The sequence below is a fragment of the Nocardioides sp. Soil805 genome, assembly GCF_001429625.1.
Lineage (GTDB): Bacteria > Actinomycetota > Actinomycetes > Propionibacteriales > Nocardioidaceae > Nocardioides.
Map to the genome: position 1 here is coordinate 298,286 of NZ_LMSU01000003.1, position 23,834 is coordinate 322,119.

The 23,834-nt window shown below is 72.7% G+C and carries 26 protein-coding genes and 3 tRNA genes; 14 read left to right on the forward strand and 15 right to left on the reverse strand.

Translation table 11 applies throughout. From position 1 onward, the window contains the following. Nucleotides 1-51 precede the first annotated feature (51 nt). The gene (locus ASG94_RS16330; RefSeq protein ID WP_056927535.1) at nucleotides 52-1,404 is read left to right on the forward strand and encodes a cation:dicarboxylate symporter family transporter; all 1,353 of its coding nucleotides are present in this window, start codon (nucleotides 52-54) and stop codon (nucleotides 1,402-1,404) included. Between the two features lie 49 nt (nucleotides 1,405-1,453). On the opposite strand, the gene ASG94_RS16335 is transcribed toward ASG94_RS16330, so the two are convergent. Together ASG94_RS16335 and glgA are read right to left on the reverse strand one after the other, a co-directional pair. After that, nucleotides 1,454-2,251 carry a hypothetical protein gene (locus tag ASG94_RS16335; RefSeq protein WP_056927536.1) on the reverse strand — a complete coding sequence of 266 codons (798 nt, stop codon included), beginning with the start codon at nucleotides 2,249-2,251 and terminating at the stop codon, nucleotides 1,454-1,456. Nucleotides 2,252-2,427: 176 nt separating this feature from the next. Continuing rightward, nucleotides 2,428-3,618: a glycogen synthase gene (gene glgA / locus ASG94_RS16340; protein ID WP_056927537.1), complete on the reverse strand. Its 1,191-nt coding sequence runs from the start codon at nucleotides 3,616-3,618 to the stop codon at nucleotides 2,428-2,430. A 63-nt stretch (nucleotides 3,619-3,681) separates the two neighbouring features. Here glgA and glgC point away from each other — a divergent pair, with 63 nt between their 5' ends. Further along, complete coding sequence (gene glgC, locus ASG94_RS16345) at nucleotides 3,682-4,935, forward strand: glucose-1-phosphate adenylyltransferase (protein ID WP_056927538.1); 1,254 nt, start codon at nucleotides 3,682-3,684, stop codon at nucleotides 4,933-4,935. Here glgC and ASG94_RS16350 read toward each other — a convergent pair whose 3' ends face one another. Genes ASG94_RS16350 through ASG94_RS16365 form a run of 4 tightly spaced genes read right to left on the reverse strand, consistent with a single transcriptional unit; the run spans nucleotide 4,936 to nucleotide 7,265 of the window. Continuing rightward, a complete protein-coding gene (locus tag ASG94_RS16350; protein WP_056927539.1) occupies nucleotides 4,936-6,168 on the reverse strand; it encodes an RNA polymerase sigma factor in 1,233 nt (410 codons plus the stop codon). A 20-nt stretch (nucleotides 6,169-6,188) separates the two neighbouring features. After that, nucleotides 6,189-6,545, reverse strand: coding sequence for a YciI family protein (locus ASG94_RS16355; RefSeq protein ID WP_056927540.1), 357 nt, complete (start codon nucleotides 6,543-6,545; stop codon nucleotides 6,189-6,191). Then, nucleotides 6,542-6,904: a YciI family protein gene (locus ASG94_RS16360; RefSeq protein WP_056927541.1), complete on the reverse strand. Its 363-nt coding sequence runs from the start codon at nucleotides 6,902-6,904 to the stop codon at nucleotides 6,542-6,544. The genes ASG94_RS16355 and ASG94_RS16360 overlap by 4 nt, the downstream gene beginning before the upstream one ends. 10 nt (nucleotides 6,905-6,914) lie before the next feature. Continuing rightward, nucleotides 6,915-7,265 carry a YciI family protein gene (locus tag ASG94_RS16365; protein ID WP_056927542.1) on the reverse strand — a complete coding sequence of 117 codons (351 nt, stop codon included), beginning with the start codon at nucleotides 7,263-7,265 and terminating at the stop codon, nucleotides 6,915-6,917. 142 nt (nucleotides 7,266-7,407) lie between these two features. On the opposite strand from ASG94_RS16365, the gene pgm reads away from it, so the two are divergent. Beyond that, on the forward strand, nucleotides 7,408-9,060 hold the full coding sequence (gene pgm, locus ASG94_RS16370) for a phosphoglucomutase (alpha-D-glucose-1,6-bisphosphate-dependent) (RefSeq protein ID WP_056927543.1): 1,653 nt from the start codon (nucleotides 7,408-7,410) through the stop codon (nucleotides 9,058-9,060). Nucleotides 9,061-9,073: 13 nt separating this feature from the next. Here pgm and ASG94_RS16375 read toward each other — a convergent pair whose 3' ends face one another. Together ASG94_RS16375 and ASG94_RS16380 are read right to left on the reverse strand one after the other, a co-directional pair. After that, nucleotides 9,074-9,808, reverse strand: coding sequence for a class I SAM-dependent methyltransferase (locus tag ASG94_RS16375; protein WP_056927544.1), 735 nt, complete (start codon nucleotides 9,806-9,808; stop codon nucleotides 9,074-9,076). Next, complete coding sequence (locus ASG94_RS16380) at nucleotides 9,808-11,451, reverse strand: acyl-CoA dehydrogenase family protein (RefSeq protein ID WP_056927545.1); 1,644 nt, start codon at nucleotides 11,449-11,451, stop codon at nucleotides 9,808-9,810. The genes ASG94_RS16375 and ASG94_RS16380 overlap by 1 nt, the downstream gene beginning before the upstream one ends. Before the next feature lie 19 nt (nucleotides 11,452-11,470). On the opposite strand from ASG94_RS16380, the gene ASG94_RS16385 reads away from it, so the two are divergent. Beyond that, on the forward strand, nucleotides 11,471-12,436 hold the full coding sequence (locus ASG94_RS16385; RefSeq protein WP_056927546.1) for a YihY/virulence factor BrkB family protein: 966 nt from the start codon (nucleotides 11,471-11,473) through the stop codon (nucleotides 12,434-12,436). Between the two features lie 2 nt (nucleotides 12,437-12,438). Then, a complete protein-coding gene (locus tag ASG94_RS16390; protein WP_056927547.1) occupies nucleotides 12,439-13,545 on the forward strand; it encodes a potassium channel family protein in 1,107 nt (368 codons plus the stop codon). A 24-nt stretch (nucleotides 13,546-13,569) separates the two neighbouring features. Here the strand turns inward: ASG94_RS16390 and ASG94_RS16395 are convergent, their stop codons facing one another. Continuing rightward, complete coding sequence (locus tag ASG94_RS16395) at nucleotides 13,570-14,343, reverse strand: thioesterase family protein (protein ID WP_056927736.1); 774 nt, start codon at nucleotides 14,341-14,343, stop codon at nucleotides 13,570-13,572. A gap of 145 nt (nucleotides 14,344-14,488) precedes the next feature. Between ASG94_RS16395 and ASG94_RS16400 the strand changes: the two genes are divergently transcribed. From ASG94_RS16400 to ASG94_RS16410, 3 genes are read left to right on the forward strand one after another with little or no spacing between them, the layout of a single operon-like run. Then, nucleotides 14,489-14,920, forward strand: coding sequence for an SRPBCC family protein (locus ASG94_RS16400; protein ID WP_056927548.1), 432 nt, complete (start codon nucleotides 14,489-14,491; stop codon nucleotides 14,918-14,920). Then, nucleotides 14,920-15,864 (forward strand): SDR family NAD(P)-dependent oxidoreductase, encoded by a 945-nt coding sequence (locus tag ASG94_RS16405; protein ID WP_082624266.1) that lies wholly within the window; start codon nucleotides 14,920-14,922, stop codon nucleotides 15,862-15,864. The genes ASG94_RS16400 and ASG94_RS16405 overlap by 1 nt, the downstream gene beginning before the upstream one ends. Further along, nucleotides 15,864-17,462, forward strand: coding sequence for a phytoene desaturase family protein (locus ASG94_RS16410; protein ID WP_056927549.1), 1,599 nt, complete (start codon nucleotides 15,864-15,866; stop codon nucleotides 17,460-17,462). Before ASG94_RS16405 ends, ASG94_RS16410 begins: the two co-directional genes overlap by 1 nt. Before the next feature lie 199 nt (nucleotides 17,463-17,661). Here the strand turns inward: ASG94_RS16410 and ASG94_RS22460 are convergent, their stop codons facing one another. Next, a complete protein-coding gene (locus ASG94_RS22460) occupies nucleotides 17,662-18,156 on the reverse strand; it encodes a DUF3253 domain-containing protein (RefSeq protein ID WP_056927550.1) in 495 nt (164 codons plus the stop codon). A gap of 240 nt (nucleotides 18,157-18,396) precedes the next feature. Between ASG94_RS22460 and ASG94_RS16420 the strand changes: the two genes are divergently transcribed. Then, complete coding sequence (locus tag ASG94_RS16420) at nucleotides 18,397-18,654, forward strand: GlsB/YeaQ/YmgE family stress response membrane protein (RefSeq protein WP_056927551.1); 258 nt, start codon at nucleotides 18,397-18,399, stop codon at nucleotides 18,652-18,654. Nucleotides 18,655-18,702: 48 nt separating this feature from the next. Here ASG94_RS16420 and ASG94_RS16425 read toward each other — a convergent pair whose 3' ends face one another. The 5 genes from ASG94_RS16425 to ASG94_RS16445 form a co-directional block, all read right to left on the reverse strand. Then, nucleotides 18,703-19,965, reverse strand: coding sequence for a hypothetical protein (locus tag ASG94_RS16425; protein ID WP_156411637.1), 1,263 nt, complete (start codon nucleotides 19,963-19,965; stop codon nucleotides 18,703-18,705). Nucleotides 19,966-20,072: 107 nt separating this feature from the next. Then, nucleotides 20,073-20,786, reverse strand: coding sequence for an FkbM family methyltransferase (locus ASG94_RS16430; RefSeq protein ID WP_056927553.1), 714 nt, complete (start codon nucleotides 20,784-20,786; stop codon nucleotides 20,073-20,075). 113 nt (nucleotides 20,787-20,899) lie between these two features. After that, a tRNA-Val gene (locus ASG94_RS16435) sits at nucleotides 20,900-20,974 on the reverse strand. Nucleotides 20,975-21,001: 27 nt separating this feature from the next. Next, a tRNA-Cys gene (locus ASG94_RS16440) sits at nucleotides 21,002-21,075 on the reverse strand. A 47-nt stretch (nucleotides 21,076-21,122) separates the two neighbouring features. Continuing rightward, nucleotides 21,123-21,195 (reverse strand) — tRNA-Gly (locus ASG94_RS16445). Nucleotides 21,196-21,332: 137 nt separating this feature from the next. On the opposite strand from ASG94_RS16445, the gene ASG94_RS16450 reads away from it, so the two are divergent. From ASG94_RS16450 to ASG94_RS16470, 5 genes are all read left to right on the forward strand, one after another. After that, nucleotides 21,333-22,154 (forward strand): aminotransferase class IV, encoded by an 822-nt coding sequence (locus ASG94_RS16450; protein ID WP_056927554.1) that lies wholly within the window; start codon nucleotides 21,333-21,335, stop codon nucleotides 22,152-22,154. Between the two features lie 10 nt (nucleotides 22,155-22,164). Beyond that, entirely contained in the window at nucleotides 22,165-22,506 is a 342-nt protein-coding gene (hisI, locus tag ASG94_RS16455) for a phosphoribosyl-AMP cyclohydrolase (protein ID WP_056927555.1), read from the forward strand. Continuing rightward, the gene (locus ASG94_RS16460) at nucleotides 22,499-23,122 is read left to right on the forward strand and encodes a Trp biosynthesis-associated membrane protein (protein WP_056927556.1); all 624 of its coding nucleotides are present in this window, start codon (nucleotides 22,499-22,501) and stop codon (nucleotides 23,120-23,122) included. Before hisI ends, ASG94_RS16460 begins: the two co-directional genes overlap by 8 nt. A 69-nt stretch (nucleotides 23,123-23,191) precedes the next feature. Then, nucleotides 23,192-23,392 carry an HGxxPAAW family protein gene (locus ASG94_RS16465; protein ID WP_056927557.1) on the forward strand — a complete coding sequence of 67 codons (201 nt, stop codon included), beginning with the start codon at nucleotides 23,192-23,194 and terminating at the stop codon, nucleotides 23,390-23,392. 23 nt (nucleotides 23,393-23,415) lie between these two features. Then, nucleotides 23,416-23,820: a DUF2752 domain-containing protein gene (locus tag ASG94_RS16470; RefSeq protein ID WP_056927558.1), complete on the forward strand. Its 405-nt coding sequence runs from the start codon at nucleotides 23,416-23,418 to the stop codon at nucleotides 23,818-23,820. Nucleotides 23,821-23,834 lie beyond the last annotated feature (14 nt).

Here is a 23,834-nt window from a genome sequence, read left to right on the forward strand (position 1 = left end):
TGGCGCAGGGCACAGGCCCGCTCTCATCAGCAGCACGGAGTCGGAGGAACCATGAGCACAACCACCCAGGGGACGACGGTCAAGCGCGACCGCACCCACTACCTCTACGTCGCGGTGATCGTCGCGGTGGTCCTGGGGGCCGTCGTCGGCCTCGTCTTCCCCGACTTCGCGGTGGGCCTGAAGTGGATCGGCACGACCTTCGTGGCCCTGATCAAGATGATGATCCAGCCGGTCATCTTCTGCACGCTGGTCATCGGCGTGGGATCCGTCCGCAGCGCGGCGAGCGTCGGCAAGGTGGGCGGCCTCGCGCTCGCCTACTTCCTCACCATGTCGACCTTCGCGCTCGGCATCGGCATGCTCGTGGGCAACCTCATCGACCCGGGCGAGGGCCTCAACCTCTCCGACGACGTCGCCGGCGTGGGTCAGGAGCAGGCCGCGGAAGCGAAGGGCTCCACCACCGAGTTCATCACCGGCATCGTCCCCGACTCGCTGTTCTCGTCGCTCACGTCCGGTGAGGTCCTGCAGACCCTGCTCGTCGCGCTGCTCGTCGGGTTCGCGCTGCAGGCGATGGGCCGCTCGGGCCAGCCCATCCTCACCGCCATCGGGCACCTCCAGCGCCTCGTCTTCCGGGTGCTGGCGATGATCATGTGGGCCGCTCCGGTCGGCGCCTTCGCCGCCATCGCGGCCGTCGTCGGCGAGACCGGGGTGGACGCGCTCAAGAGCCTCGCCACGATCATGTTCGCCTTCTACATCACCTGCGCCATCTTCGTGTTCGGCGTGCTGGGGACCCTCCTCAAGCTGGCCACCGGGGTCAACATCTTCAGCCTCTTCAAGTACCTGGCCCGCGAGTTCCTGCTCATCGTCTCGACGTCCTCCTCCGAGTCGGCGCTCCCGCGACTCATCGCCAAGATGAACCACGCCGGGGTCGAGAAGACCACCGTGGGCGTCGTCGTACCGACCGGCTACTCGTTCAACCTCGACGGCACCGCGATCTACCTGACGATGGCCTCGATCTTCATCGCCGACGCGCTCGACAAGCCGCTGTCCATCGGCGAGCAGCTCTCCCTGCTGCTCTTCATGATCATCGCGTCCAAGGGCGCCGCCGGAGTCACCGGCGCCGGCCTGGCCACCCTGGCGGGCGGCCTGTCCTCGCACCGCCCCGAGCTCCTCGACGGCGTCGGCCTCATCGTCGGCATCGACCGCTTCATGTCGGAGGCCCGCGCGGTGACCAACTTCGCCGGCAACTCGGTCGCCACCATCCTGATCGGCCAGTGGACCCACACCCTCGACCGTGACCAGCTCGACCGGGTGCTGGCCGGGGAGGACCGCTTCGACGAGACCACCATGGTCGACGACCACGGCCCGGACGCCTACGAGCCCGACCCGGTGCCCGCCACGCGGTAGGCGCTCCGCTCGCACACACGCGGACACAACCCCGCTCCCGGTGCTGCCGTCAGGCGGCGGCACCGGGTCCCGCGGCGAGTTGTGTCCGCGTGTTGGCGTGTCGGACCGCTCGCGCGAGCACGCGGCGTACCCACTCAGGACGGAGGACGACGTCCTCCCACGTGAAGCGGAGGACCGTCCACCCCTCGGCCACCAGGAGCGTGTAGCGCCGGACGTCCTTGCGGAAGCCGGCCCGGTTGCCGTGCCACTCGAAGGACTCGGCCTCGAGGACCATCAGCAGGCGTTCGTCGACCAGGTCGGGGCGAGCCCACACGTGGGGTGACGAGATGACGACCTGGGGCTCGACCGACAACCCCACGACGGTCAGCGCGATCGCCCGCAGCGCGGACTCGAAGGGGTTCGCGGCGCTCGACCTGGCGGCGGCCGCTATCGCACGGACGCGCGCGCTGCCGGGCCCCTGCACGCGATCGACCGCCACCTCCAGCAGCGCGCTCTCGCCGGCGCGCAGGGCTGAGTCGGCGACCGCGAGGGCCTCGTCGTCCGGAAGTCGACGCAGGCACTGCGTCACGGTGAGCAGCTTGCTCGTGGCGATCCCGTCCCGGTCGGCGGGCTCGAGGTCCCCGCGGTGCAGTACGACGCCCGCCCGGCGCGCGGGGGCGACGCGCCGCTTGCGCGGCACCAGCACGTGGGGCTGCTCGGGGGCGTGCAGGACCTCCCAGCCGTGGTGGAGGGCGGCACTCGTGAGGCTGAGGGTGCCGCCGAGCGCGTGCGCTCTCGCGGGGGCTTCTGCGACCTCGGGGAGGGTGTAGCGGCCCCGGCCGACCCGGACGAGGGCTCCGGCGGCCACCCGCCCGGTCGACGTCCCGTCGCCCGCTGACGGCCATCAGGTCGGCGCGCGCGGCCAGGCCGCCGTGTCGTCGTACGAGGTCCACCGGGTCCACACGGCGAGCATGCCGAACCCAGCGCGGGACGACGTTCGTCATCCACAGGGTCTGCGTGGCGGCCCGCGCCGAGGTCGCGGGGTCAGGCGCCGACGGAGCGGTAGAGGTCGAGCGTCCGGGCGGCGATCGCGCCCCAGCTGAACGACTCCTGCGCGCGGGCGCGGCCGGCGACGCCGAAGGCGCGGGCGCGCTCCGGGTCGCTGACCGCGTCGTTGAGGGCCTCGGCGAGGTCGGCGACGTACTGCTCGGGCGCGAGCGGCGTGCCGGTGCCGTCGGTGGCCTGCTCGATCGGGACCAGCCACCCGGTCTCGCCGTGGCGCACGACCTCCGGGATGCCGCCGGTCGCGGTGGCGACCACCGCGGTCTCGCAGGCCATCGCCTCGAGGTTGACGATGCCGAGCGGCTCGTAGATCGACGGGCAGGCGAAGACGGTGGCCTGGCTGAGCAGGGCCACCACGTCAGCGCGGGGGAGCATCTCCTCGATCCACACCACCCCGTCGCGGCCGGCGGCCAGCCCGTCGACGAGGCCGCGCACCTCGGCGGCGATCTCGGGGGTGTCCGGGGCGCCGGCGCACAGGATCAGCTGGACGTCAGGCGGCAGCTCGGCGACCGCGCGCAGGAAGAGCGGGAGCCCCTTCTGCCGGGTGATCCGACCGACGAAGATCACGCTGCGCCGGTCCGGGTCGACCCCGAGCGCGCGGACCCGGTCGGCGTCGGAGACCGGGGACCAGAGGTCGGTGTCGATGCCGTTGTGGATCACCGTGACCTTGGCGGGGTCGACGTCGGGGTAGCTGCGCAGCACGTCGTCGCGCATCGCGGCGCTGACGGCGATGATGCCGGCCGCCCCGTCGTACGCCGTCCGCTCCACCCAGCTCGACAGCGCGTAGCCGCCGCCGAGCTGCTCGGCCTTCCACGGTCGCATCGGCTCCAGGGAGTGGGCGCTGACGACGTGCGGGATGCCGTGCATGAGGCCGGCGAGGTGGCCGGCCATGTTGGCGTACCAGGTGTGCGAGTGCACGAGGTCGGCCCCGGCGCAGTCGTCGACCATCGCGAGGTCGACGCCCAGGGTGCGGATCGCGCCGTTGGCGGCGGCGAGCGAGGACGGCTCGGCGTACGCCGTCGTGCCCGCCTCGTCGCGTGGTGCACCGAAGCAGCGGACCTGCGCGTCGACGCCCGCCTGGGCACGGAGCGCGCGGACCAGCTCGGCGACGTGCACCCCGGCGCCGCCGTAGACCTCGGGCGGGTACTCCTTGCTCAGCACGTCGATTCGCATGAGCGGGAACTTACTCCGGCGTTTGGGTCGACCGCGCCGTCCGCGCCCCACTAGTTTCGGTCCATGAGTGCCGCACCCGCCCGCAAGAAGATCCTCGCCATCGTCCTGGCCGGCGGTGAGGGCAAGCGGCTGATGCCCCTCACCGCGGACCGCGCCAAGCCCGCCGTGCCCTTCGGCGGCATCTACCGGCTCATCGACTTCGCGCTCTCCAACGTCGTCAACTCCGGCTACCTCAAGGTCGTCGTGCTCACGCAGTACAAGTCGCACAGCCTCGACCGGCACGTGACGACGACGTGGCGGATGTCCAACCTCCTCGGCAACTACGTCACCCCGGTGCCGGCACAGCAGCGGGTGGGCAAGCGGTGGTACCTCGGCAGTGCCGACGCGATCTACCAGTCGCTCAACCTGCTCACCGACGAGCAGCCCGACATCGTGGTCGTGGTCGGGGCCGACCACGTCTACCGGATGGACTTCTCGCAGATGGTGGCCGACCACGTCGAGTCCGGCGCCGGCTGCACGGTGGCCGCGATCCGCCAGCCCATCGGGCTCGCGGACCAGTTCGGCGTGATCGACGTCGACCCGACCAACCCGCAGCGCATCCGCGCGTTCCTGGAGAAGCCCACCGACCCGGTGGGCCTGCCCGACTCGCCCGACGAGGTGCTCGCCAGCATGGGCAACTACGTCTTCACCGCCGACGCGCTGCGCGACGCGGTCACCCGCGACGCCGAGCTCGAGCAGTCCAAGCACGACATGGGCGGCGACATCGTGCCGTGGTTCGTCGACAAGTCCGAGTCCTCGGTCTACGACTACAAGGACAACACCGTGCCCGGCTCCACCGACCGCGACCGCGGCTACTGGCGCGACGTCGGGACGATGCGCTCCTACTACGCGGCCCACATGGACCTGGTGTCTCCGCTGCCCGTCTTCAACCTCTACAACACCGCCTGGCCGATCTACACCAGCTACGGCCCGCACCCGCCGGCCAAGCTGGTCGCGGGGGCCAGCGGCGGTGGCCCGTCGACCTTCAACTCGATCCTGTCGCCGGGGGTCGTGGTCAGCGGCGGGAGCGTCAACCAGTCGGTGCTGTCGCCCGCGGTGTGGGTCAAGGACGGCGCCGAGGTGTCCGACTCGGTCCTCATGGACGGCGTCCACGTGGGCGAGGGCGCGATCGTGCGCAACGCCATCCTCGACAAGGGCGTGGTCGTGCCGCCGGGTGTCCGCATCGGGGTCGATGAGGAGGAGGACCGGGCCCGCGGGTTCGTCGTCGACGACGGCCTCACCGTGCTGGCCAAGCAGCAGCAGGTGCCGACCGACTGATCAGTCGAGGGCGGCGCGCCTCGCGCGGAGGTGCGCGAGCTCCACGTCGTTGCGGCACGCCGCGATCGCCTGGTCGTACGCCGCCCGGGCGGCCACCGCGTCCCCGTCGCGTGCCAGCAGCTCGGCCCGCACGGCGGCCACCCGGTGGCTGGCCGGGATCTCGACGCCCTCGAGCGCGGCGATCCCCGACGCCGGGCCCTGGGCCTCGGCGACCGCGACGGCCCGGGCGAGCCGGGCGGCGGGGGAGGGCGCGACGGCGAGCAGGGTGTCGTAGAGCGCCACCACGTGGTCCCACCGGGTGTCCTCCGGCCGGGCGGCGCGGGCGTGCTCGGCGGCGATCCGCGCCTGGAGCGTGTACGACGCCGCGAGCACCGTGATCGGCCCGGTGAGCCCGGGGTGCTCGAGCAGGCCCAGGGCCTCGGCGATCTCGTCGTGGTGCCAGCGACCCCGGTCCTGGTCGGGCAGCAGCACGAGGCGACCGTCGTGGACCCGGGCGTCGCGTCGGGAGTGCTGCAGCAGCGTCAGGGCGAGCAGGGCGACGAGCACCGGCTCGTCGGGGCGCACGCCGAGCACGACGCGCACGAGGCGGATCGCCTCGCCGGAGGTCTCGGCGCGCAGGAGGTCCGGGCCGGTGCCCGGCGCGTAACCCGCGGTGAAGGCGAGGTAGGCGACCTGGGCGACGGTGTCGAGGCGCTCCGGCAGCACGCTCGCGTCGGGGACACCGAAGGGGATCGCGGCGCCGACGATCTTCTTCTTGGCCCGGGTGATGCGGGCCGCCATGGTCGCCTCGGGGACCAGGAAGAGCCGGGCGACGTCGGGCGTGGGAACTCCCATGACCAGTCGCAGCGTGAGGGCACTGGCGGCCTCGGGGGCCAGTGCCGGGTGGGCGCACATGAGCACCAGGCGCAGCAGGTCGTCCTCGACGAGGTCACCGGGGTCGGCCATGGCGCGTGCTCCTTCCTCTCGGTGCCCCGCCTCGCGGGCGAGGTCAGGAGCGCCCCGGCGGGCGGTCTCCTCCGCACGGAGCCGGTCGAGCAGGCGCCGGCGGGCGGCGGTGAGCAGCCAGGCCGAGGGGTTGTCGGGGACGCCGTCCTGGGGCCATCGCCGGGCGGCCGCCTCGACGGCGTCGCCCATCGCGTCCTCCACGAGGTCCACGCGCCGGAACTGCGCGAGGAGCAGGGCCACCAGGCGGCCCCACTCCTCGCGCACGGTGCGCTCCAGCACGTCGGTCACGTCAGGCTGCCCAAGCGGCGTCAGTAGGTCACGTCGACGACGGGCGAGACCTGCATGTCGTACGCCGGCAGCTCACCCAGCAGCTCGACCAGCACGTCGAGGTCCGGGGCCTCGACGAGGTAGAACCCGCCCATGCCTTCCACGACCTCGGCGTAGGGCCCGTCCGTCATCTCGAGCCGGCCGCCTCGGGTGCGCAGGGTCGTCGCGGTCCCGGCATCGGCGAGGGCCTCGCCGGCCAGCACCTCGACCCCGGGGCGGGCGGCACACGCCTCGTCGAAGGCCCGGAAACGCTCCATGGTCGCGGCCTGCTCGTCGGGGGTGTGCTCATCCCAGGGCTTGACCTCCCCGTCGCCGATGAGGAGCACGAGGTACTTCACGACGGCCTCGTGTCGGGCACGACGGTGGGCACCACCTGCACGGCGTCGCCGAGCGCCGCGATGATCCGGCAGCACTCCACCAGGTCGTCGACGTCCTCGGTGTCGATGTGGAAGTAGCCGCCCACCTGCTCGGCCGACTCGGCGAACGGACCGTCGGTGACGGTGCTGCCGCCCGGCTGGATCGTGCGGACCGTGCTGCTCGACTGGAGCTCCGCGCCCCCGACGATCCGGTGGCCGCGCTCGGCCAGCTGCTGGGCGAAGCGCCCGTACTCGGCGTACCCGTCCTTGCGCTCCTGCTCGGTCATGGTGGTCCACCAGCGGTCGGCGTCCCCCACGATCAGTACGACGTACTCGGTCATCTCGGTCTCCCTACTCGGCCATGCGGCGGAACTCGATGTGCTCACCGCGGGCGGCGAAGCGCTCGCACGCGGCACGCAGGTCGGCCTCGTCGTCGGTCTCGACGAGGTAGAAGCCGACGACCTGCTCGGCGGTCTCCGAGAACGGTCCGTCCGTGACGAGGGCGCCGCCGTCGCCGTCGGGGCGCATCGAGGTGGCCTGCGCCGACGGGTCGAGCGGTCCGACGGTGAGCAGGGTGTGCCCGCCCGACCGCAGGTCCTCGTGGAACTCACCGTGCGACCGCATCCCCTTCTCGTGCTCCGACTCCGGCAGCGCGGCCCACTCGGCCTCGGGCGCCGGGAGCAGGATCAGGTATCGGCTCATCTGGTTCCTCCTGTGTGGTGGGTCGCGGGTGCGACCTCATCACGATGACGGGCGTGCGGGACAGGTTTCGACAGCACCCCCGGAAATGTTTTCCCGGGTGCCGGTCCTCGACGCGCGAGGCGGCGGGCACCAAGATGGCGCCATGGCACCCGCAGACGCAGCATCCCGCGCCGGACAGCCCGCCGAGGCCCGTGACCTGGTGGACGTCGCCCACCTGGTCACCGCCTACTACACCGGGGTGCCGGACCCCGAGGACGTGGACCAGCAGGTCGCGTTCGGCACCAGCGGCCACCGCGGCTCCAGCCTCAGGACGTCGTTCAACGACACCCACATCGCCGCGACCACGCAGGCCATCTGCGACTACCGACGCGAGCAGGGGTACGACGGCCCGCTGTTCGTCGGTCGCGACACGCACGCGCTCTCCGAGCCGGCGTGGGCCACCGCTCTCGAGGTGCTGGCCGCCAACGACGTGACCGTGCTGGTCGACGACCGCGACGGCTACACGCCCACCCCCGCGGTCTCGCACGCGATCATCCGTGCCAACGGCGGTCGCTCGACGGGCTCCGGCCTCGCCGACGGGATCGTGGTCACGCCGTCGCACAACCCGCCGGCCGACGGCGGCTTCAAGTACAACCCCCCGCACGGCGGCCCCGCCGACACCGACGCCACGAGCGTGATCGCCGCGCGGGCCAACGAGCTGATCGCGGCCGGCCTGGACGGCGTACGCCGCGTCCCGTTCACCCGGGCGCGGGCGGCGGCCGGCGCGTACGACTTCCTCGGGACGTACGTCGACGACCTCCCGCAGGTGCTCGACCTCGACGCCGTCCGTGAGGCCGGGGTGCGCATCGGCGCCGACCCGCTGGGCGGGGCGAGCGTCGCCTACTGGGGCGAGATCGCCGAGCGGCACCGGCTCGACCTCACCGTGGTCAACCCGCTGGTCGACCCGACGTGGCGGTTCATGACCCTGGACTGGGACGAGAAGATCCGGATGGACTGCTCGTCGCCGTCCGCGATGGCCTCCCTGATCCGTCGGAAGGACGAGTACGACCTCGCGACCGGCAACGACGCCGACGCCGACCGCCACGGGATCGTCACCCCGGACGCCGGGCTGATGAACCCCAACCACTTCCTCGCCGTCGCGATCGGCTACCTCTTCGGCGGCGCGCGGCCCGGCTGGCCCGACACCGCGAGGATCGGCAAGACGCTGGTGTCGAGCTCGATGATCGACCGGGTCGCCGCGTCCATCGGCAAGCCGCTGGTCGAGGTGCCGGTCGGCTTCAAGTGGTTCGTCCCCGGGCTGATCGACGGCTCGTTCGGCTTCGGTGGCGAGGAGTCGGCGGGCGCCTCGTTCCTGCGCCGCGACGGCTCTACCTGGACGACCGACAAGGACGGGCTGCTGCTCGCGCTGCTGGCCAGCGAGATCCTGGGCCGCACCGGCCGGACACCGAGCCAGCACTACGCGGACCTGGTCGCCGAGCACGGCGACCCGGCGTACGCCCGTGTCGACGCCCCGGCCGACCGCGCGCAGAAGGCCAAGCTCGCCGCCCTCTCGCCCGACGACGTCGCGGCGACGTCGCTGGCGGGGGAGGAGATCACCGGCAAGCTCACGGAGGCGCCGGGCAACGGCGCGAAGATCGGCGGGCTCAAGGTGACGACGGAGTCCGCGTGGTTCGCTGCCCGACCGAGCGGCACCGAGGACGTCTACAAGATCTACGCCGAGTCGTTCCGCGGGCCCGACCACCTGGCCCAGGTGCAGGCCGAGGCGCGGGAGGTGGTCTCGGCCGCCCTGGGCTGAGGCACCCGGCCGACTAGCGCCGCACGGCGTCGATCTCCAGCCGCACGTAGTCGATGACCGGCTCGGCCATCGCCTCCCGCACCGCGCGGACGAACGGCCGGTGCTCCTCGGGCGGCAGCGTCGCGAGGTGGGACCCGAGGTTGACCGTCGCGAGGTAGGTCTCCATGAGCTCCGGGTCCTCGATCCGCAGGGGATCCGGTCGCAACCGCACGTCCTCGACCTCGAAGCCGGCGCCCTCGAGCGCGACTCGTGTCTCGTCGACGCCCCGGAACGACGTGCCGAACTTGCCGTCGCCGGTGACCTCGACGAGCGCGGCGATCATCACCGCGAGCTGGCCCTGCCCTCCGCAGTCCGAGGTGAGCCGGGCACCCGGTCGCATGACGGCCGCGAGGTGGGTGAAGAGCAGGTCCTGGTCGGTGACCCAGTGGAAGGCCGCCACGCTCATCACCGCGTCCACCGGCTCGGCCAGGGGCAGCGGTTCGGTGAGGTCGGCGACGAGCAGCTCGGCCCGGTCGCGCAGCCGCAGACGAGCCTGGTCGATCATCCTCTGCGAGCCGTCGATGCCGACCAGCCGCACGTCGGGCCAGCGCTCGAGCAGGGCCTCACCGTCGCGGCCGGTGCCGCAGCCGGCGTCGAGCACCCGCTCGTGACCCTCGAGCCGCATCCGGTCCAGCACGCGCTGGCCCCATGCCACGTGGGGGAGCGGCAGGGCGTCGTACGTCGACGCGTCCCACTCGCGGGTGGCCATCAGGCCACCACCGGGGTGGCGCGCTCGACGATCGCCGTCAGGTCGGCGCCGGCCAGCGTGCCGAAGGTCCCGTGGTACGCCGCCCCGAGCCGGTTGGCGCAGAAGGCGTCGGCCACCTCCGGCGGACCGAACCGGACGAGCAGCGAGCCCTGCAGGCACGCGGCCATCTGGCCGGCCAGCCGTCGTGCCGAGACCTCGAGCGAGGAGACGTCGCCGAGCAGGGAGAGGGTGTCGTCGACCGCGCGGTCGAGGTGCGGGTCCACGCCGCGGGCGGCGCCGACCTCGGTGATCCACGCCTCCAGCACCTCCGGCTCGCGGGACAGGGCGCGCAGCACGTCGAGTGCGTTGACGTTGCCCGAGCCCTCCCACACGGAGTTGAGCGGCGACTCCCGGAACAGCAGCGGCATCCCGGACTCCTCGACGTACCCGTTGCCGCCCAGGCACTCGAGCGCCTCGGCGACCATGGCGGGGGTGCGCTTGCACACCCAGAACTTCGCCAGCGGCAGCGCGATGCGTCGCAGCGCGACCTCGTGCGCGTCCCCGGGCCGGTCGACGGCCGCCGCCAGTCGCAGGGCCAGGGCGGTCGCGGCCTCGGACTCCACGGCCAGGTCGGCCACGACGTTGCGCATCAGCGGCTTGTCGACCAGCCGCCCGCCGAAGGCCGAGCGGTGGGTCACGTGCCACGACGCCTCCGCGAGCGAGCGGCGCATCAGGGACGCCGACCCGAGCACGCAGTCGAGCCGGGTGGCGGCGACCATCTCGATGATGGTGCGCACGCCGCGTCCCTCGTCGCCGAGGCGCTGGGCCAGGGTGCCGTCGAGCTCGAGCTCGGAGGAGGCGTTGGAGCGGTTGCCGAGCTTGTCCTTGAGGCGCACGACGTCGATGCGGTTGCGGGTGCCGTCGTCGAGGACCCGGGGGACCACGAAGCAGGTGAGGCCGCCCTCGGCCTGGGCGAGGACCAGGAAGACGTCGTTCATCGGGGCCGAGGTGAACCACTTGTGCCCGTGCAGCGTGTACCAGCCGTCGTCGGCCGTCGGTCGCGCCTGCGTCACGTTGGCCCGCACGTCCGAGCCGCCCTGCTTCTCGGTCATGCCCATGCCGGCCAGCGCCCCCAGCTTGGAGCCGTGCGCCCGGACGCCGGGGTCGTAGCGCAGCGAGGCGAGCAGGGGGGTCCACTCGGCGGCGATCGCGGCGTCGGCCCGCAGCGCGGGGACGGCGGCGTACGTCATGGAGATCGGGCAGCCGTGCCCGGGCTCGGTCTGCGACCAGGCCAGGAAGCCCGCCGCGCGGCGCACGTGGGCGTGCGGGTCGCCGGCGTCCTGCTGCTCCCACGGGGTCGCCGCGAGCCCGTGCCCGACCGCCCGCTCCATCAGCCAGTGCCACGACGGGTGGAAGGCCACCTCGTCGATGCGGGTGCCGTAGCGGTCGTAGGGGACCAGCGCCGGGTGGTGGGTGTTGGCCAGCATCCCGTGCTCGCGGGCGTCGGCCGTGCCGGCCTCGGCACCGAGCGCCTCGAGGTCCGCGAGGACGTCGTCGGAGGCGTGGCGGCGCACGGCCTCGCAGAGCGCGAGGTCGGAGGTGACGACGTTGTGACCGACGAGTGGCGGGGCCTGGTTGGCGGCGTCCCGGAGATGGGCCTGCATGGTGGATACCGTAGGCCCCATGGTGTCGGTGGGAGAGCAGCATCCGGCGCTGCGGACCCTGCGGACCAAGGGCGTCACGGTCCGCGAGCACCTGTGGCGCATCACCGTGGCCACGGTGGGGTCGTGCATGCGCTACCGGGTGACCGGCCTGGCCGCCGAGGCCGCGTTCTTCGCGATCCTCTCGGTGCCGCCGCTGGTCTTCGCCATGGCCGGGGCGATCGGCTACGTCTCCGATCGCTTCAGCGCCGCCCAGCTCGACGACGTGCGCCAGGCGGTGCTCGACCTGTCGTCGCAGGCCCTCACCGAGCGGGCGGTCAACACCATCATCCGCCCGACGATCGACACGGTGCTGGAGGGCGGGCGGTACGACGTCATCTCGGTCGGCTTCGTGCTGGCCCTGTGGTCGGGCTCGCGGGCGCTCAACGTCTTCGTCGACACCATCACGATCATGCACGGCCTCGGCGGGCACCGGGGGATCGTCAAGACGCGCGCGCTGTCCTTCGTCCTCTACGTGATGGCGATGCTCACCGGGATGGTGAGCATCCCGCTGGTGGTGGCCGGCCCGACGCTGGTCGAGCGCTGGCTGCCGGCGCGCTTCGAGTTCCTCATGGGCTTCTACTGGCCCCTGGTGCTGCTGCTGTGCGTCTGCTTCCTGGCCACGCTCTACCACGTGTCCGTGCCGGTACGGACCAACTGGGCCTTCAACCTCCCCGGAGCGGTGTTCTCGCTGGTCGCCTGGATCGGGGGCTCCTTCGTGCTCCGCTGGGTGCTGACCGTCACGGCCGCGGAGTCGAGGTCGATCTACGGGCCGTTGGCGGCCCCCATCGCGGTGATGCTGTGGCTCTACCTCCTGGCCATCGCGGTGCTCATCGGCGCGGCGGTCAACGCCTCCTTCGACACGGTCTTCCCGCAGGGCAGCACGACGCGTGCGCGCAACGAGCTCGTGCAGCGTCTGCGCAGCCGCATCGCCGTGAAAGACTCCTGAGCGTGCCCGACCTGCCCCCGCGTCACTCGAGCGCGCTCCACGGCGCCACGGTCGCACTCCCGGACCCGGCGCGCTCCCCGTGGTGGGAGCTGGGCCGCCGGCTGCTCCTGGCGATGGCGATCCTGGCCGGCACCGTGCTGCTGGTCTACTTCGACCGCGACGGCTACCGCGACGGCAACGACCCACCCGGCTACGGGGTCAGCTTCCTCGACTCGATCTACTACACGACCGTGACGCTGAGCACGACCGGGTACGGCGACATCGCCCCCGTCACCGACCAGGCCCGGATGGTCAACGCATTCGTCATCACCCCCGCCCGCATCGCCTTCCTGGTGCTGTTGATCGGGACCACCCTGGAGGTGCTCGCCTCCCAGGGCCGCGAGATGTTCCGGGTCGCCCGGTGGAGGAAGAGCATGGGAGAGCAGGAGCACGTCGTCGTCGTCGGCTACGGCACGAAGGGGCGCAGCGCCGTCGACACCCTCGTCAACAACGGCCAGAGCCGCGAGGCCATCGTCGTGGTCGACCCGAGCCCCCTGGCGATGGAGGAGGCGCACGCCGACGGCCTGGCGGTCGTCGTCGGTGACGCCACGCGACGCGAGATCCTGCGCCGCGCCGGGGTGCAGACCGCCAGCCAGATCATCATCACCACCGACCGCGACGACTCCAACGTGCTGGCCACGCTGACCGTGCGGCAGCTCAACCCCGACGCCTGGATCGTGGCGGCCGTGCGTGAGCAGGAGAATGTCTCGCTGATGAAGCAGTCGGGCGCCAACTCGGTCATCACCTCCTCCGACGCGGTCGGCCGCCTGCTCGGGCTCTCGTCGATGTCGCCGATGCTCGGCTCGGTCATGGAGGACCTGCTGACGTACGGCGAGGGCCTCGAGGTCGCCGAGCGGGACCTGCTGGTCAACGAGGTCGGCAAGCAGCCGCAGTCGCTGCCCGACCAGGTGATCGCGGTGGTCCGCGACGAGAAGGTCTACCGCTACTTCGACCCGGTGGTCACCCTGCTGGCCCGCGGCGACCGGCTGATCGTCGTACGCCCGGCCAAGGAGCTGCCGTGGGCGCCGCGGCCCGGGACGCACGGCGAGGAGTCCTCGGACGAGGACTGAGCCGCTCCCCGGACGGCGACGTCGTCAGCCGCGGACCGGACGGACGGTGAGGGACTGGGCGATCGTGCCCAGGGGGCCGGACTCGTCGTGGAGCACGGTGCTGGTCAGGCCGTGGCCGGCGGGCCCGAAGGACACCGTCGTGTCGAAGCCCAGCCAGCCCGGCGCCGGTGGCCGGAACAGGTGCGCGGTGAGGTCGAGGTTGGGGAACGCCACCTCGCGGGGGTCGGCACGCACGGTCATGCCGTTGGCGATGTCGAGCAGGCCCGCCGCACGAGCGGTCGCGCTGACCGGCTCGTCGAGGAGCGGCACGTCCGTGCGGACCCAGTAGCCGCCCCTGCCCGGCCCGTGCTGCTCGCGCCGCAGCTCGACGGAGTCGATGAAGCCGCCCGGCCAGACCGTGGTGGGGTCCCACGGCGCCATCGTGTCGGGGCCCGGGAGGCGGGGAAGGTCGGTGCCGGCGACCGTGGTGCTCTCGCCCTCGCTCAGCAGCCAGGCCCGCAGGAGCACGGCCGGCCGGGCGGCGTGCGACAGCTCGGCCTCGACGAGCTCGATCGTCCGGCCCGGGCGGCGTACCCGGACCGCGACGGCGACCTCCTCCATCGGCAGCGTGCCGAGGATGTCGTAGGAGAGCCGGGAGAGCACCAGGACGTCGTCGCGGCGACGGTCCCGGTCCTCCTCGACGAGGTGGGCCAGCAGGCCCAGGGCAGGGGCGACGTGCTGCTCGGCGGTGTTCCAGGCACCGCCCACGTGCTCGGTGGGGGTCCAGCGGTCGTCGCCGCTGCGCTCGAAGTAGGGCATCGACGCCATCCTCGCAGCCGCGTCCCTGGCGACGTGGGTGGTGACGTGGATCGTGACGTGGGGCACCCGAGGTGGGCCCCTGGGGGTGGTGGGGGACGGGTCCGCCGTCGTTAGCGTGGGGGCTCCCCACCACAAGGAGCGACCCATGGCGGAGAACACGCGTCTCGTCCACGCCACCCCCGAGAAGGTCTGGGAGGTCCTGAGCGACGGCTGGGTCTACCCCGTGTGGGTGGTGGGTGCGGCCCGGATGCGCGAGGTCGAGGACACTTGGCCGGCGGTGGGCAGCAGGCTCCACCACTCCGTGGGGTTGTGGCCGCTGCTGATCGACGACAACACCGAGGTCCTCGAGTCCGATCCCGGCCGCTCGCTGACCCTGCGCGCACGGGGGTGGCCGCTCGGTGAGGCGCAGATCGTCATCCGGCTGCTGCCGGTGGGCGCGGAGACCGAGGTGCGGATCGCTGAGGAGCCGGTGTCCGGGCCGGGCGCGCTGGTGCCCCCGCCGGTGCGCGGCCTGAGCCTGAGGTGGCGCAACACCGAGACCCTGCGCCGGCTCGCCTACATCGCCGAGCGGCGCTGATGACCCGCGAGCCCCGGGTCGTGCTCGTGACGGGGGCCTCGAGCGGCATCGGCGAGGCGACCGCCCGGCTCGCCGCCGGCCGGGGGGACCACCTGGTGCTTCTCGCCCGCGGCCCGGTCGCCCTCGCCCGGGTGGCCGCCGACTGCGACGCCCTCGGCGCCTCCTCCACCACGGTGGCGTCGGTGGACATGGCCGACGACGAGGCCGTACGCCGCGTGGTCGCCGACGCCGTCGCCCGTCACGGTCGTCTCGACGTGGTCGTGGGCAGCGCCGGTGTGGTGGCCTACGGCCGCCTGCAGGACGTGCCCGCCGAGGTGTTCGACGGCGTGCTGCGCACGAACCTCACGGGTTCGGTCAACCTGGTGCGTCACGTCCTCCCGGTGCTGCGCGAGCAGGGGACCGGCAGCGTCGTGCTCGTCGGCTCCCTGATCGGCCACATCGCGGTGCCCGACATGGCGGCGTACGTGCTCTCCAAGTGGGGCGTGCGCGCCCTGGTGCGGCAGCTGCGGGTCGACAACCGCGACCGGCCGCAGCTGCGCTTCGGCTACGTCGCGCCCGGCGGCGTCGACACGCCCATCTACGAGCAGGCCGCGACGTACGGCGATGCCGTCGGGCGGCCGCCGTTCCCCGTCCAGTCGCCGGAGCGGGTCGCCCGGCAGGTGCTGGCCACGGCGGACCACCCGTGGCGCGGTGGACAGACCTCGGCGGCCAACCACGTGATCCGGTTCGGCTTCACGACCCTGCCGGCGGTCTACGACCGGCTGGTGGGGCCGCTGTTCCGGGTGGCGGCCCAGGACCTGCTGCGCGAGGTGGTGCTCGGGCCGGGCAACGTGCTGACGTCGCGGCAGGAGCACAATGCGCTGCGGGGGAGCCACGGCAACGCCGTGGCCGGGATCGGTCGCAACCTCGCCGAGCTCGCCCGCCGACGGAAGGACCGTCCCTGATGCACGACGCGGTGGTGGTGGGCGCCGGTCCCAACGGACTGGTCGCGGCCAACAGGCTGCTCGACGCGGGCTGGTCGGTCCTGCTGCTGGAGGCACAGCCGGACGTGGGCGGAGCCGTGCGCAGCGACCGCGAGCTGCACCCCGACTACGTGCACGACACCTTCAGCGCGTTCTACCCCCTGGCGGCCTCGTCCCCGACGATCCGCTCCTTCGACCTCGAGGACCACGGCCTCACGTGGCGCCACGCCCCGGCCGTGCTCGGGCACCCGTTCCCCGACGGCAGCTGGGCCGTGCTGCACCACGACCGGGAGGCGACCGCCTCCGGGCTCGACGCGCTGCACGCCGGCGACGGGGAGGCGTGGCTGGAGCTGTGTGCGCAGTGGGACCGCGTCGGTCCGCACCTCATCGGCGCCCTCCTCACCCCGTTCCCGCCGGTGCGCCACGGCGTCGGCGTGCTGGCCGCGCTGCGGCACGTGGGGGGCCTCGGCTTCGTCAAGACGCTGCTCACCCCGGTCGCCGAGCTCGGCCGGCAGCGCTTCGGCGGTGAGGCGGCCCGGGTGCTGCTGGCCGGCAACGCCGCCCACGCCGACATCCCGCTCGATGCCCCCGGCTCGTCGCTGCTGGGGCTGCTGCTGGCGATGATGGGCCAGACCGTCGGCTTCCCCGTCCCGGAGGGCGGGGCCGGCGAGCTCACCCAGGCACTCGCGCGCCGCTTCCGGGCCGGCGGCGGCGAGATCCGCACCGGTGCCCGGGTCACCCGGGTCGAGGTGGCCGGGGGACGCGTCGCGGCCGTCCGGACCGCCGGCGGCGAGCGTCACCCCGTACGCCGTGCCGTCGTGGCCGACGTCCTCGCTCCCACGCTCTACACGGACCTCCTCGACCCCGACGACGTGCCCCGGCGCGTGACCGATGCGCTGCGCACCTTCGAGCTGGACCCCGGCACGGTCAAGGTCGACTGGGCCCTGGACGGCGTCGTCCCGTGGACCGGGGCTCCCGACCTGTCACCCGGCACGGTGCACGTGGCCGACTCGGTGCGGGACATGACCACGGCCATGAGCCAGGTGCAGGCCGGCTCCGTGCCGGCATCGCCCTTCATGCTGACCGGCCAGATGACGGCGTCGGACCCGACGCGCTCGCCGGCGGGCACCGAGTCGTTCTGGGCCTACACGCACGTCCCCCAGCGGGCCTCCAACGACGCGGGGGAGGGCGGCGTACGCGGGGTGTGGGACGCCGACGACTGCGAACGGTTCGCCGACCGGATGCAGGCCCGCCTCGAGCGGCTGGCACCGGGGTTCGGCGACCGCGTGGTCGCGCGACGGGTGCTCGGTCCCCGCGAGATGGAGGCGCGGAACGCCAACCTGGTCGGCGGTGCCCTCAACGGCGGGACCGCGCAGCTGCACCAGCAGCTGGTCTTCCGTCCCGTGCCCGGTCTCGGGCGGGCCGAGACGCCGGTCCGCGGCCTCTACCTGGGGTCGGCGTCCGCCCACCCCGGGGGTGGCGTGCACGGCGCCTGTGGGGACAACGCCGCACGGGCCGCGCTCGCCCACGACCGGGTGGACCGGGTCCTGCCGGGCCGGGGACGGCTGCGCCGGTCCTGACGACGGGCGCCCGGGGCCCGGGCGGCGTCACGCGCCGCGCTGTCCCGTGTCCGACGGTGGCGGCACATCGCACCAGTTCCGCCCAGAGTGGCGGCACATTCCGCGAGGATGCGCCTTGTCGTGCAGTCCGCCGCCACTCTGGGTCCGCACGGAGCGATGTGCCGCCACCCTGGGGCCGCACCCGGGTGGGCGCCCACCCTCAGCGCTCGAGGGCCGGTCCCGGCGCGATGCGCAGCGGACCGCTGGCCTGCTCCGGGTCGACCCGCTCGCCGCCCTGTCGCACCTCGACGACCTGCTGGGCGTGCAGCTCGCGAGCCACGTCACGGGCGATCGGCATGACGTCTCGCCACTGCTCGCCGCCCACCACGCGAGCGGCGTCGCTGGGACAGATCGTGCTCGTCTCCCGGTGGCGCAGCAGGGCCCGCATGGTGGCCGCGAGCCGGTCGCGGCGGCCCTGCTCGGAGGGCTCCTCCCACCAGGGCTCCCCGCGCTCCCCGAGGGCGACCTTGGCGTCCTGCACGAAGGGGCGGACCTCGTCGCCGCGGGTGCGCACCAGGCGCCGGGCCCGCATCAGCTCCTTGACCAGCTCGGCGCGCAGGGCCTCGGGGATCGAGTCGTCGGTGGCGCGCCACCGGCGACCGTCGACCACGATGTGGTGACCGTCCTCCGTGCGCTCGACCTCGTCGCCGTCCATGGGGGCAACCCTAGGCGTGGCGAGGTCGGAACGTGGACCGTGCCGGCGGGGAATCTCGGGGGAGGGACTCCCCACCGGCGCGGCAGCACGAAACTACTCCCGTGGCCCGCGCCTGTCTGCCCGCAGCGTCGGCGGGTTCGCCAAAAGTGGTGAACGTCGCCCTGCGAGGCGACCCGGGGGTGACGACCTCACCCGCTACGGGTGAGACCCCCTCGGGCCTGCCACGGCTAGGTTCGCCACGTGCTGATCCTCGCCGTCCTCGCCTTCGGGTTCCTCGTCGGAGGCCTCGCCCAGATGCTGCTGGGACGGTCCATGCGTGAGGTCAACTGGCCCCGGGCCCTGGGGCTGGGGCTGCTCGGCTCCCTGGTGGGAGGCACCGTGCTGAGCCTGCTCTTCGGCGAGGGCTTTGAGCTGCGGCCCGCCGGGATCATCGGCTCCGTCCTCGGCGCGGTCCTGCTCACCGCCCTCGTGGAGCGGGGAGCCGACCGGTCCCGCTGACCGGCGGGAGGGCTCGACGCCGGACCCCGTCGACGGGGGTCGCGCCGCTCAGACCCTGATCCCGCTGAAGAGCACGGTGCCGGTGGCACCGGGTGCCGTGACCTTGCCCGCGGGGTTGTTGATGCCCATCTCGTGGACGTAGTAGCGATCCAGGCCCGAGGCCTCGGACGCCCGCAGGATCTCGCCGGCGACGCTGCCCAGCCCGGTGCCGTCGATGGACACGGAGTCGCCCCGGTCGACCCGCACGAAGTCACCGTGCACGTTGACGACGTTGGCGTTGCGGATCACCAGTCGTCGGGGGATCTCGGCGTTGAGCGTGTGTCCCTTCATGGCGAAGCAGGCCGTCCCTGCGCGGTTGCCGTTGACCATGAGCCCGTCGACGAAGGTCTCGCGCACCGCGCCCTCGAGCGTGACGAGGTCGAACGGGAAGTACTGGACCGGGTTCCAGTTGTCGTTGTCGGCCAGGGCGTGGAGCTGCATGTCGCGGAAGATGGTCCTGCGCAGCGAGTTGCCGTCGTTGCCCGGTCCGCGCAGGAGCATCCGTCCCTCGTTGTAGACGAAGCGCAGCTGGTGGAAGTAGTTCTGGTTGCTGCCGTCTCCGGCGTCGTTGCCGTTCTGCAGCACCATGGCGGGCACGTCCGGGGAGCCGGAAGGAGAACCCGACCCGCACCGGTAGACGCGGATGCGCCGGAAGTCGGACTCGCGCACGCGGCCCGAGGCCACTCCGGGCGCCCGGGCGTCGGCGTCGTCCGCCCCGAGCGTGAGGGCGGTGCCGGTGAGGAACCCGAACATGACGTTGTCCATCAGCACGTCGTCGGCGTCGAGCAGGTAGATCCCGTCCCGGGCCGCGACCGAGCGGTCGTCGTCGATCACCACGAAGTCGCGCAGCGTCAGGCCGCCGCCGTCGGCCTCGGGGTCGTAGGTCTGGATGGGACCCGTGCCGACGGTGGACTCCCACTGGCCGTGGCGCTTGAGGTCGGTGGCACGGAGGACCGGACCGGCGAAGGTGCCCGCGTGCCTGATGCGGCTGGCCCGCCCCTCACCCACGATGGAGATCGGGCGGGTGATGTCGATGGTGCTGTCGGCGGCGTAGTCGGCCCGACCCAGCACCACCACCGCCGACGACCCGCCCGACCGTTCGGCCTCGGTGATCGCGGCCCGTACGCCGTCCCAGCCGCCGCCGAAGTCCTGCTCCACGTCGAGCCGGGCGGATGCCGGAGCCGTCCCGGCCGAGGCCGAGGTCATGCCCGCCCCGGCCGCGCTCCCGGCAAGGGCGACCCCGCTCAACATCCTGCGTCTGGAGATCGTCATGACTCCAAGCGTGACCCGGAGTGTCAATACCCGACTTTGAGCAGGGCCGGGCCGCGAGACCACCGCAGCGGAGTCGTGGTCCCGCTCCTACGCGCCGGACGACGCGGTCACTGGGTCCCCCTGCGGACGAAGATCCCGTTCATCTGCAGTCCACGCCCGGTGTCGAGCATCCACGCGGGTTCGGACAGGGCGAGCACGAACCCCTGGGAGTAGCACCAGGCCATCATCTCGGGCAGCAGGTCCTGGCCCTCGTAGATCTCGACCGCCGACATCTCGAACTCGAGGAAGTGGGCCTTCTCCAAGGTCGCGGCGGCGCCGTCGAAGACCGCCTTCTCATGGCCCTGCACGTCGACCTTGAGACCCAGCGGACCCGTCATGCCGTCCAGCGTCGGGAGGATGTTGTCGAGGGCGTCGGCCCGCACGGTCTCGGTGTCGACCTGCACCGAGTCGGGACGCCCCTCGCTCGTGACCAGCGGGATCGCCGAGGAGAACGTCGAGTCGCGGGAGACGTGCAGGAGCAGCTCGGCCGGATAGTCGCTGACGGCCAGGTTGAACGCCTGCCAGCCCGGATCGGCCTGGGTCGACCTGACGAGCTCCTCGTAGGGGGCGGCGACGGGCTCGAAGGACCAGAGCCGTCCGTCGTAGCCGTGGAAGCGCACCTCGTGGGCGTACTGCCCGGTGTTGGCACCGACGTCGAGGAGGTCTCGGATGCCGAGGTGCTTGAGCAGCTGGGCGCGTCTCGCCGCGTAGGTGAAGTGGTAGTGGGTGATCTGCACGTCGAACCGACGGAGCAGTCGCTGGACGGCGTCGGGGACTCGCATGTCGACGACGGTAGACCATTTTCGTCAACGTCGGCTTGACGCACTGCCGGGTCGCGAACGAGGAAGACCCCGCCTCCCTCGGGGGGAAACGGGGTCTGACCTGCTGTTCGTGCTGGTGGGCGATACTGGGTTTGAACCAGTGACCTCTTCCGTGTCAGGGAAGCGCGCTACCGCTGCGCCAATCGCCCGAGGTCGTGCTCTTCACTTGTGGAGCGTGGAGGTGGGTACGGGATTTGAACCCGTGTACACGGATTTGCAGTCCGTTGCCTCGCCTCTCGGCCAACCCACCGCGGGGGCCTTCCCAACATGAAGAAGGCACGGGGAGAGACCTCTCCGAGCGGACAACGAGACTCGAACTCGCGACCTCAACCTTGGCAAGGTTGCGCTCTACCAACTGAGCTATGTCCGCCTGCGCTTTCCCTCCGGTGACCCGGCGGGAAGTGCGAGTGGAACAGTAGCCGACACTGCGACCCGTGCCAAAACCGGGTCCCGCGCCGCGTGTTCTCGCGGGCCGTTCCGGGGGATCCGACTGCCTAGAGTGGCGCCATGCGTGCGTGGATGAACGGTGACCTGCTGCCCGACCCGACCGGCGCGGTGCTGGGGGTCACCGACCACGGGTTCACCGTGGGCGACGGTGTCTTCGAGTCGATCAAGACCCTCGACGGGCGCCCCTTCGCCCTCACCCGCCATCTCGAGCGGCTCGCGCGGTCCGCGTCCGGCCTCGGCCTCGACGCCCCGGACGAGGCCGCCGTGCGTCGCGGCGTCGAGGAGGTGCTGGACGGGACGACCGCCCCGCTCGGCCGCCTGCGCATCACCTTCACGGCCGGCCCGGCCCCCATGGGGTCCGGCCGGGGCGACGGTCCTGCCACCCTCGTCGTCGCCTGGTCCGCGCTCGAGCCGACGGGGGAGTCCACCGCGGTGGCCACCGTCCCGTGGACCCGCAACGAGCACGGGGCGACGGCGGGCCTCAAGACCACGTCGTACGCCGAGAACGTCATCGCGCTCGCCCGGGCGCACGAGCAGGGCGGCACGGAGGCGATCTTCGCCAACACTGCCGGACACCTCTGCGAGGGCACCGGGTCCAACGTCTTCTACGTCGTCGACGGCGAGCTGCGCACCCCCACCCTGGCCAGCGGTTGCCTTGCCGGTGTGACGCGCGCCCTGGTGCTCGAGTGGTGCGGCGGGCGGGAGGTGGACGAGCCGATCGAGGTCGCGCAGGGGGCCGACGAGGCGTTCCTCGTCTCCACCACCCGCGACGTGCAGGCCATCGCCCGCTGGGACGGCCGCGCGCTGCCGGCCCCCGGCCCCGTGACCGCGGAGTGTGCCGCGACGTGGCGCCGCCGCGAGGCCGAGCTGATCGACCCCTGATACTGGACGGGTGACCGACCTGGACCCCGCCATCGCCGAGCGCCTCAAGCGATCGGTCGACGGCCTGGTGCCCGCGATCGTCCAGCAGCACGACACCGGCGAGGTGCTCATGCTCGGCTGGATGGACGACGAGGCCCTGGCCCGCACCCTCACCACCCGCCGGGCGACGTACTGGAGCCGCTCGCGGCAGGAGTACTGGGTCAAGGGCGAGACGTCCGGCCACGCCCAGCACGTGCACGAGGTCCGGCTGGACTGCGACGGCGACACCCTCCTGGTCAAGGTCGAGCAGGTGGGGGCCGCGTGCCACACCGGCGACCGCACCTGCTTCGACGCGGACCGGCTCGATGGCTGAGGAGTCCTCGCAGTCCCCCCGCACCGGCTTCGGACCCGTCGTCCTCGCCGGGCTCGCCAGCGCCGTCCTCGCCGCCGTCGCCGGCACCAGCGCGTGGGTCGAGGGCACGTCGGGCCAGTTGAGCACCGAGACCGCCGGGGACGCCGCCGTCCTGGGCAACGCGGTGGCGGACGGGATCGGCGAGATGCCGCTGGCCGGCGCGCTGAGCCTGGTCGTGCTGGCCGGGTGGGGCGTCGTGCTGGTCACCCGCGGTCACTTCCGTCGTGCCGTCATGGCGGTGGCCGCCCTGGCGGCCGTGGGCCTCCTCGTCACCACCGTCTGGGCGTTCTTCACCCTCCAGGACTCGGTGGGCGAGCAGCTGCGCGCCGCCTCCGGGCAGGACACCTCGGCCGTCCACCTCACCGGGTGGTACGTCGCGGCCTGCGTCGCCGCCGTCGGGTGCGTGGTCACCACGCTGCTCGGCGTACGCCTGGTCCCGGCCTGGCCCGAGATGGGGCGCCGGTACGACGCCCCGGCGGGCGCGGACGTCCCGGCCGAGCCGGAGGGCAACCTGGAGATCTGGAAGGCGCTGGACGAGGGTCATGACCCGACCGACCGGCAGCGGCCCCTAGACTGATCCGCGACTGATCGGGTCACCGGTCGAGCCCGCCCCACGCGCACCGCCGCATCGCCCCAAGGAGCACCCATGGCCAACAACCACGGCAACACCCCCGCTGCGTGGACCGCGGTCAGCGTGGCCATGCTCGGCTTCCTCGTCGGCTCGATCGCCCTCATGCTCTCGCCGATCAACATGACGGTCTTCTGGGTCGGGATCGCCCTCGGCGCCGTCGCGCTGCCGCTGTTCCTGGTGATGGCCAAGCTCGGCTTCCACGGCGACCCGCACTGACCCTCCCCGCACGCGTCGAGCCGATGACCGGGCGCGCACGGCGTCTCGCCGCTCCTCTCGGGACCGCCGCCCTCGTCGCGGTCGCGACGCTCGCCCTGGCCGTCCGCGACCCGCACCGGCCCGGCAGCTGGGGCTGGTGCCCGACCCAGGTGCTGACGCACCTCGACTGCCCGCTGTGCGGCAGCCTCCGCGCCGTCCACGACCTGACCCGGCTCGACCTCGGCGCCGCCGCGTCGAGCAACCTGCTGCTGGTCGTGGCGCTCCCACTCGTCCTCGCCCTCTGGTTGCGCAGGGTCGCCGTGGCCTGGCGCGGAGGAGCCGCGATGCGGCCGGTGACCGTGCCCTCGATCCTGTGGACCCTCGGGCTGGGCGTGGCGGTCGTCTTCACGGTCGCACGCAACCTGCCCGGGTCCTGGCTCGCAGCCTGAGCCACCGTCCGCCC

Bases quoted from the DNA above. Each gene is read 5' to 3' on its own strand.
- ASG94_RS16330 (WP_056927535.1), top strand. From the start codon at position 52: ATGAGCACAACCACCCAGGGGACGACGGTCAAGCGCGACCGCACCCAC.
- glgA (WP_056927537.1), bottom strand. From the start codon at position 3,618: ATGCGAATCGACGTGCTGAGCAAGGAGTACCCGCCCGAGGTCTACGGC.
- glgC (WP_056927538.1), top strand. From the start codon at position 3,682: ATGAGTGCCGCACCCGCCCGCAAGAAGATCCTCGCCATCGTCCTGGCC.
- ASG94_RS16360 (WP_056927541.1), bottom strand. From the start codon at position 6,904: ATGACCGAGTACGTCGTACTGATCGTGGGGGACGCCGACCGCTGGTGG.
- ASG94_RS16365 (WP_056927542.1), bottom strand. From the start codon at position 7,265: ATGAGCCGATACCTGATCCTGCTCCCGGCGCCCGAGGCCGAGTGGGCC.
- pgm (WP_056927543.1), top strand. From the start codon at position 7,408: ATGGCACCCGCAGACGCAGCATCCCGCGCCGGACAGCCCGCCGAGGCC.
- ASG94_RS16375 (WP_056927544.1), bottom strand. From the start codon at position 9,808: ATGGCCACCCGCGAGTGGGACGCGTCGACGTACGACGCCCTGCCGCTC.
- ASG94_RS16380 (WP_056927545.1), bottom strand. From the start codon at position 11,451: ATGCAGGCCCATCTCCGGGACGCCGCCAACCAGGCCCCGCCACTCGTC.
- ASG94_RS16385 (WP_056927546.1), top strand. From the start codon at position 11,471: ATGGTGTCGGTGGGAGAGCAGCATCCGGCGCTGCGGACCCTGCGGACC.
- ASG94_RS16395 (WP_056927736.1), bottom strand. From the start codon at position 14,343: ATGCCCTACTTCGAGCGCAGCGGCGACGACCGCTGGACCCCCACCGAG.
- ASG94_RS16400 (WP_056927548.1), top strand. From the start codon at position 14,489: ATGGCGGAGAACACGCGTCTCGTCCACGCCACCCCCGAGAAGGTCTGG.
- ASG94_RS16405 (WP_082624266.1), top strand. From the start codon at position 14,920: ATGACCCGCGAGCCCCGGGTCGTGCTCGTGACGGGGGCCTCGAGCGGC.
- ASG94_RS16410 (WP_056927549.1), top strand. From the start codon at position 15,864: ATGCACGACGCGGTGGTGGTGGGCGCCGGTCCCAACGGACTGGTCGCG.
- ASG94_RS22460 (WP_056927550.1), bottom strand. From the start codon at position 18,156: ATGGACGGCGACGAGGTCGAGCGCACGGAGGACGGTCACCACATCGTG.
- ASG94_RS16425 (WP_156411637.1), bottom strand. From the start codon at position 19,965: ATGACGATCTCCAGACGCAGGATGTTGAGCGGGGTCGCCCTTGCCGGG.
- ASG94_RS16430 (WP_056927553.1), bottom strand. From the start codon at position 20,786: ATGCGAGTCCCCGACGCCGTCCAGCGACTGCTCCGTCGGTTCGACGTG.
- ASG94_RS16450 (WP_056927554.1), top strand. From the start codon at position 21,333: ATGCGTGCGTGGATGAACGGTGACCTGCTGCCCGACCCGACCGGCGCG.
- ASG94_RS16460 (WP_056927556.1), top strand. From the start codon at position 22,499: ATGGCTGAGGAGTCCTCGCAGTCCCCCCGCACCGGCTTCGGACCCGTC.
- ASG94_RS16465 (WP_056927557.1), top strand. From the start codon at position 23,192: ATGGCCAACAACCACGGCAACACCCCCGCTGCGTGGACCGCGGTCAGC.
- ASG94_RS16470 (WP_056927558.1), top strand. From the start codon at position 23,416: ATGACCGGGCGCGCACGGCGTCTCGCCGCTCCTCTCGGGACCGCCGCC.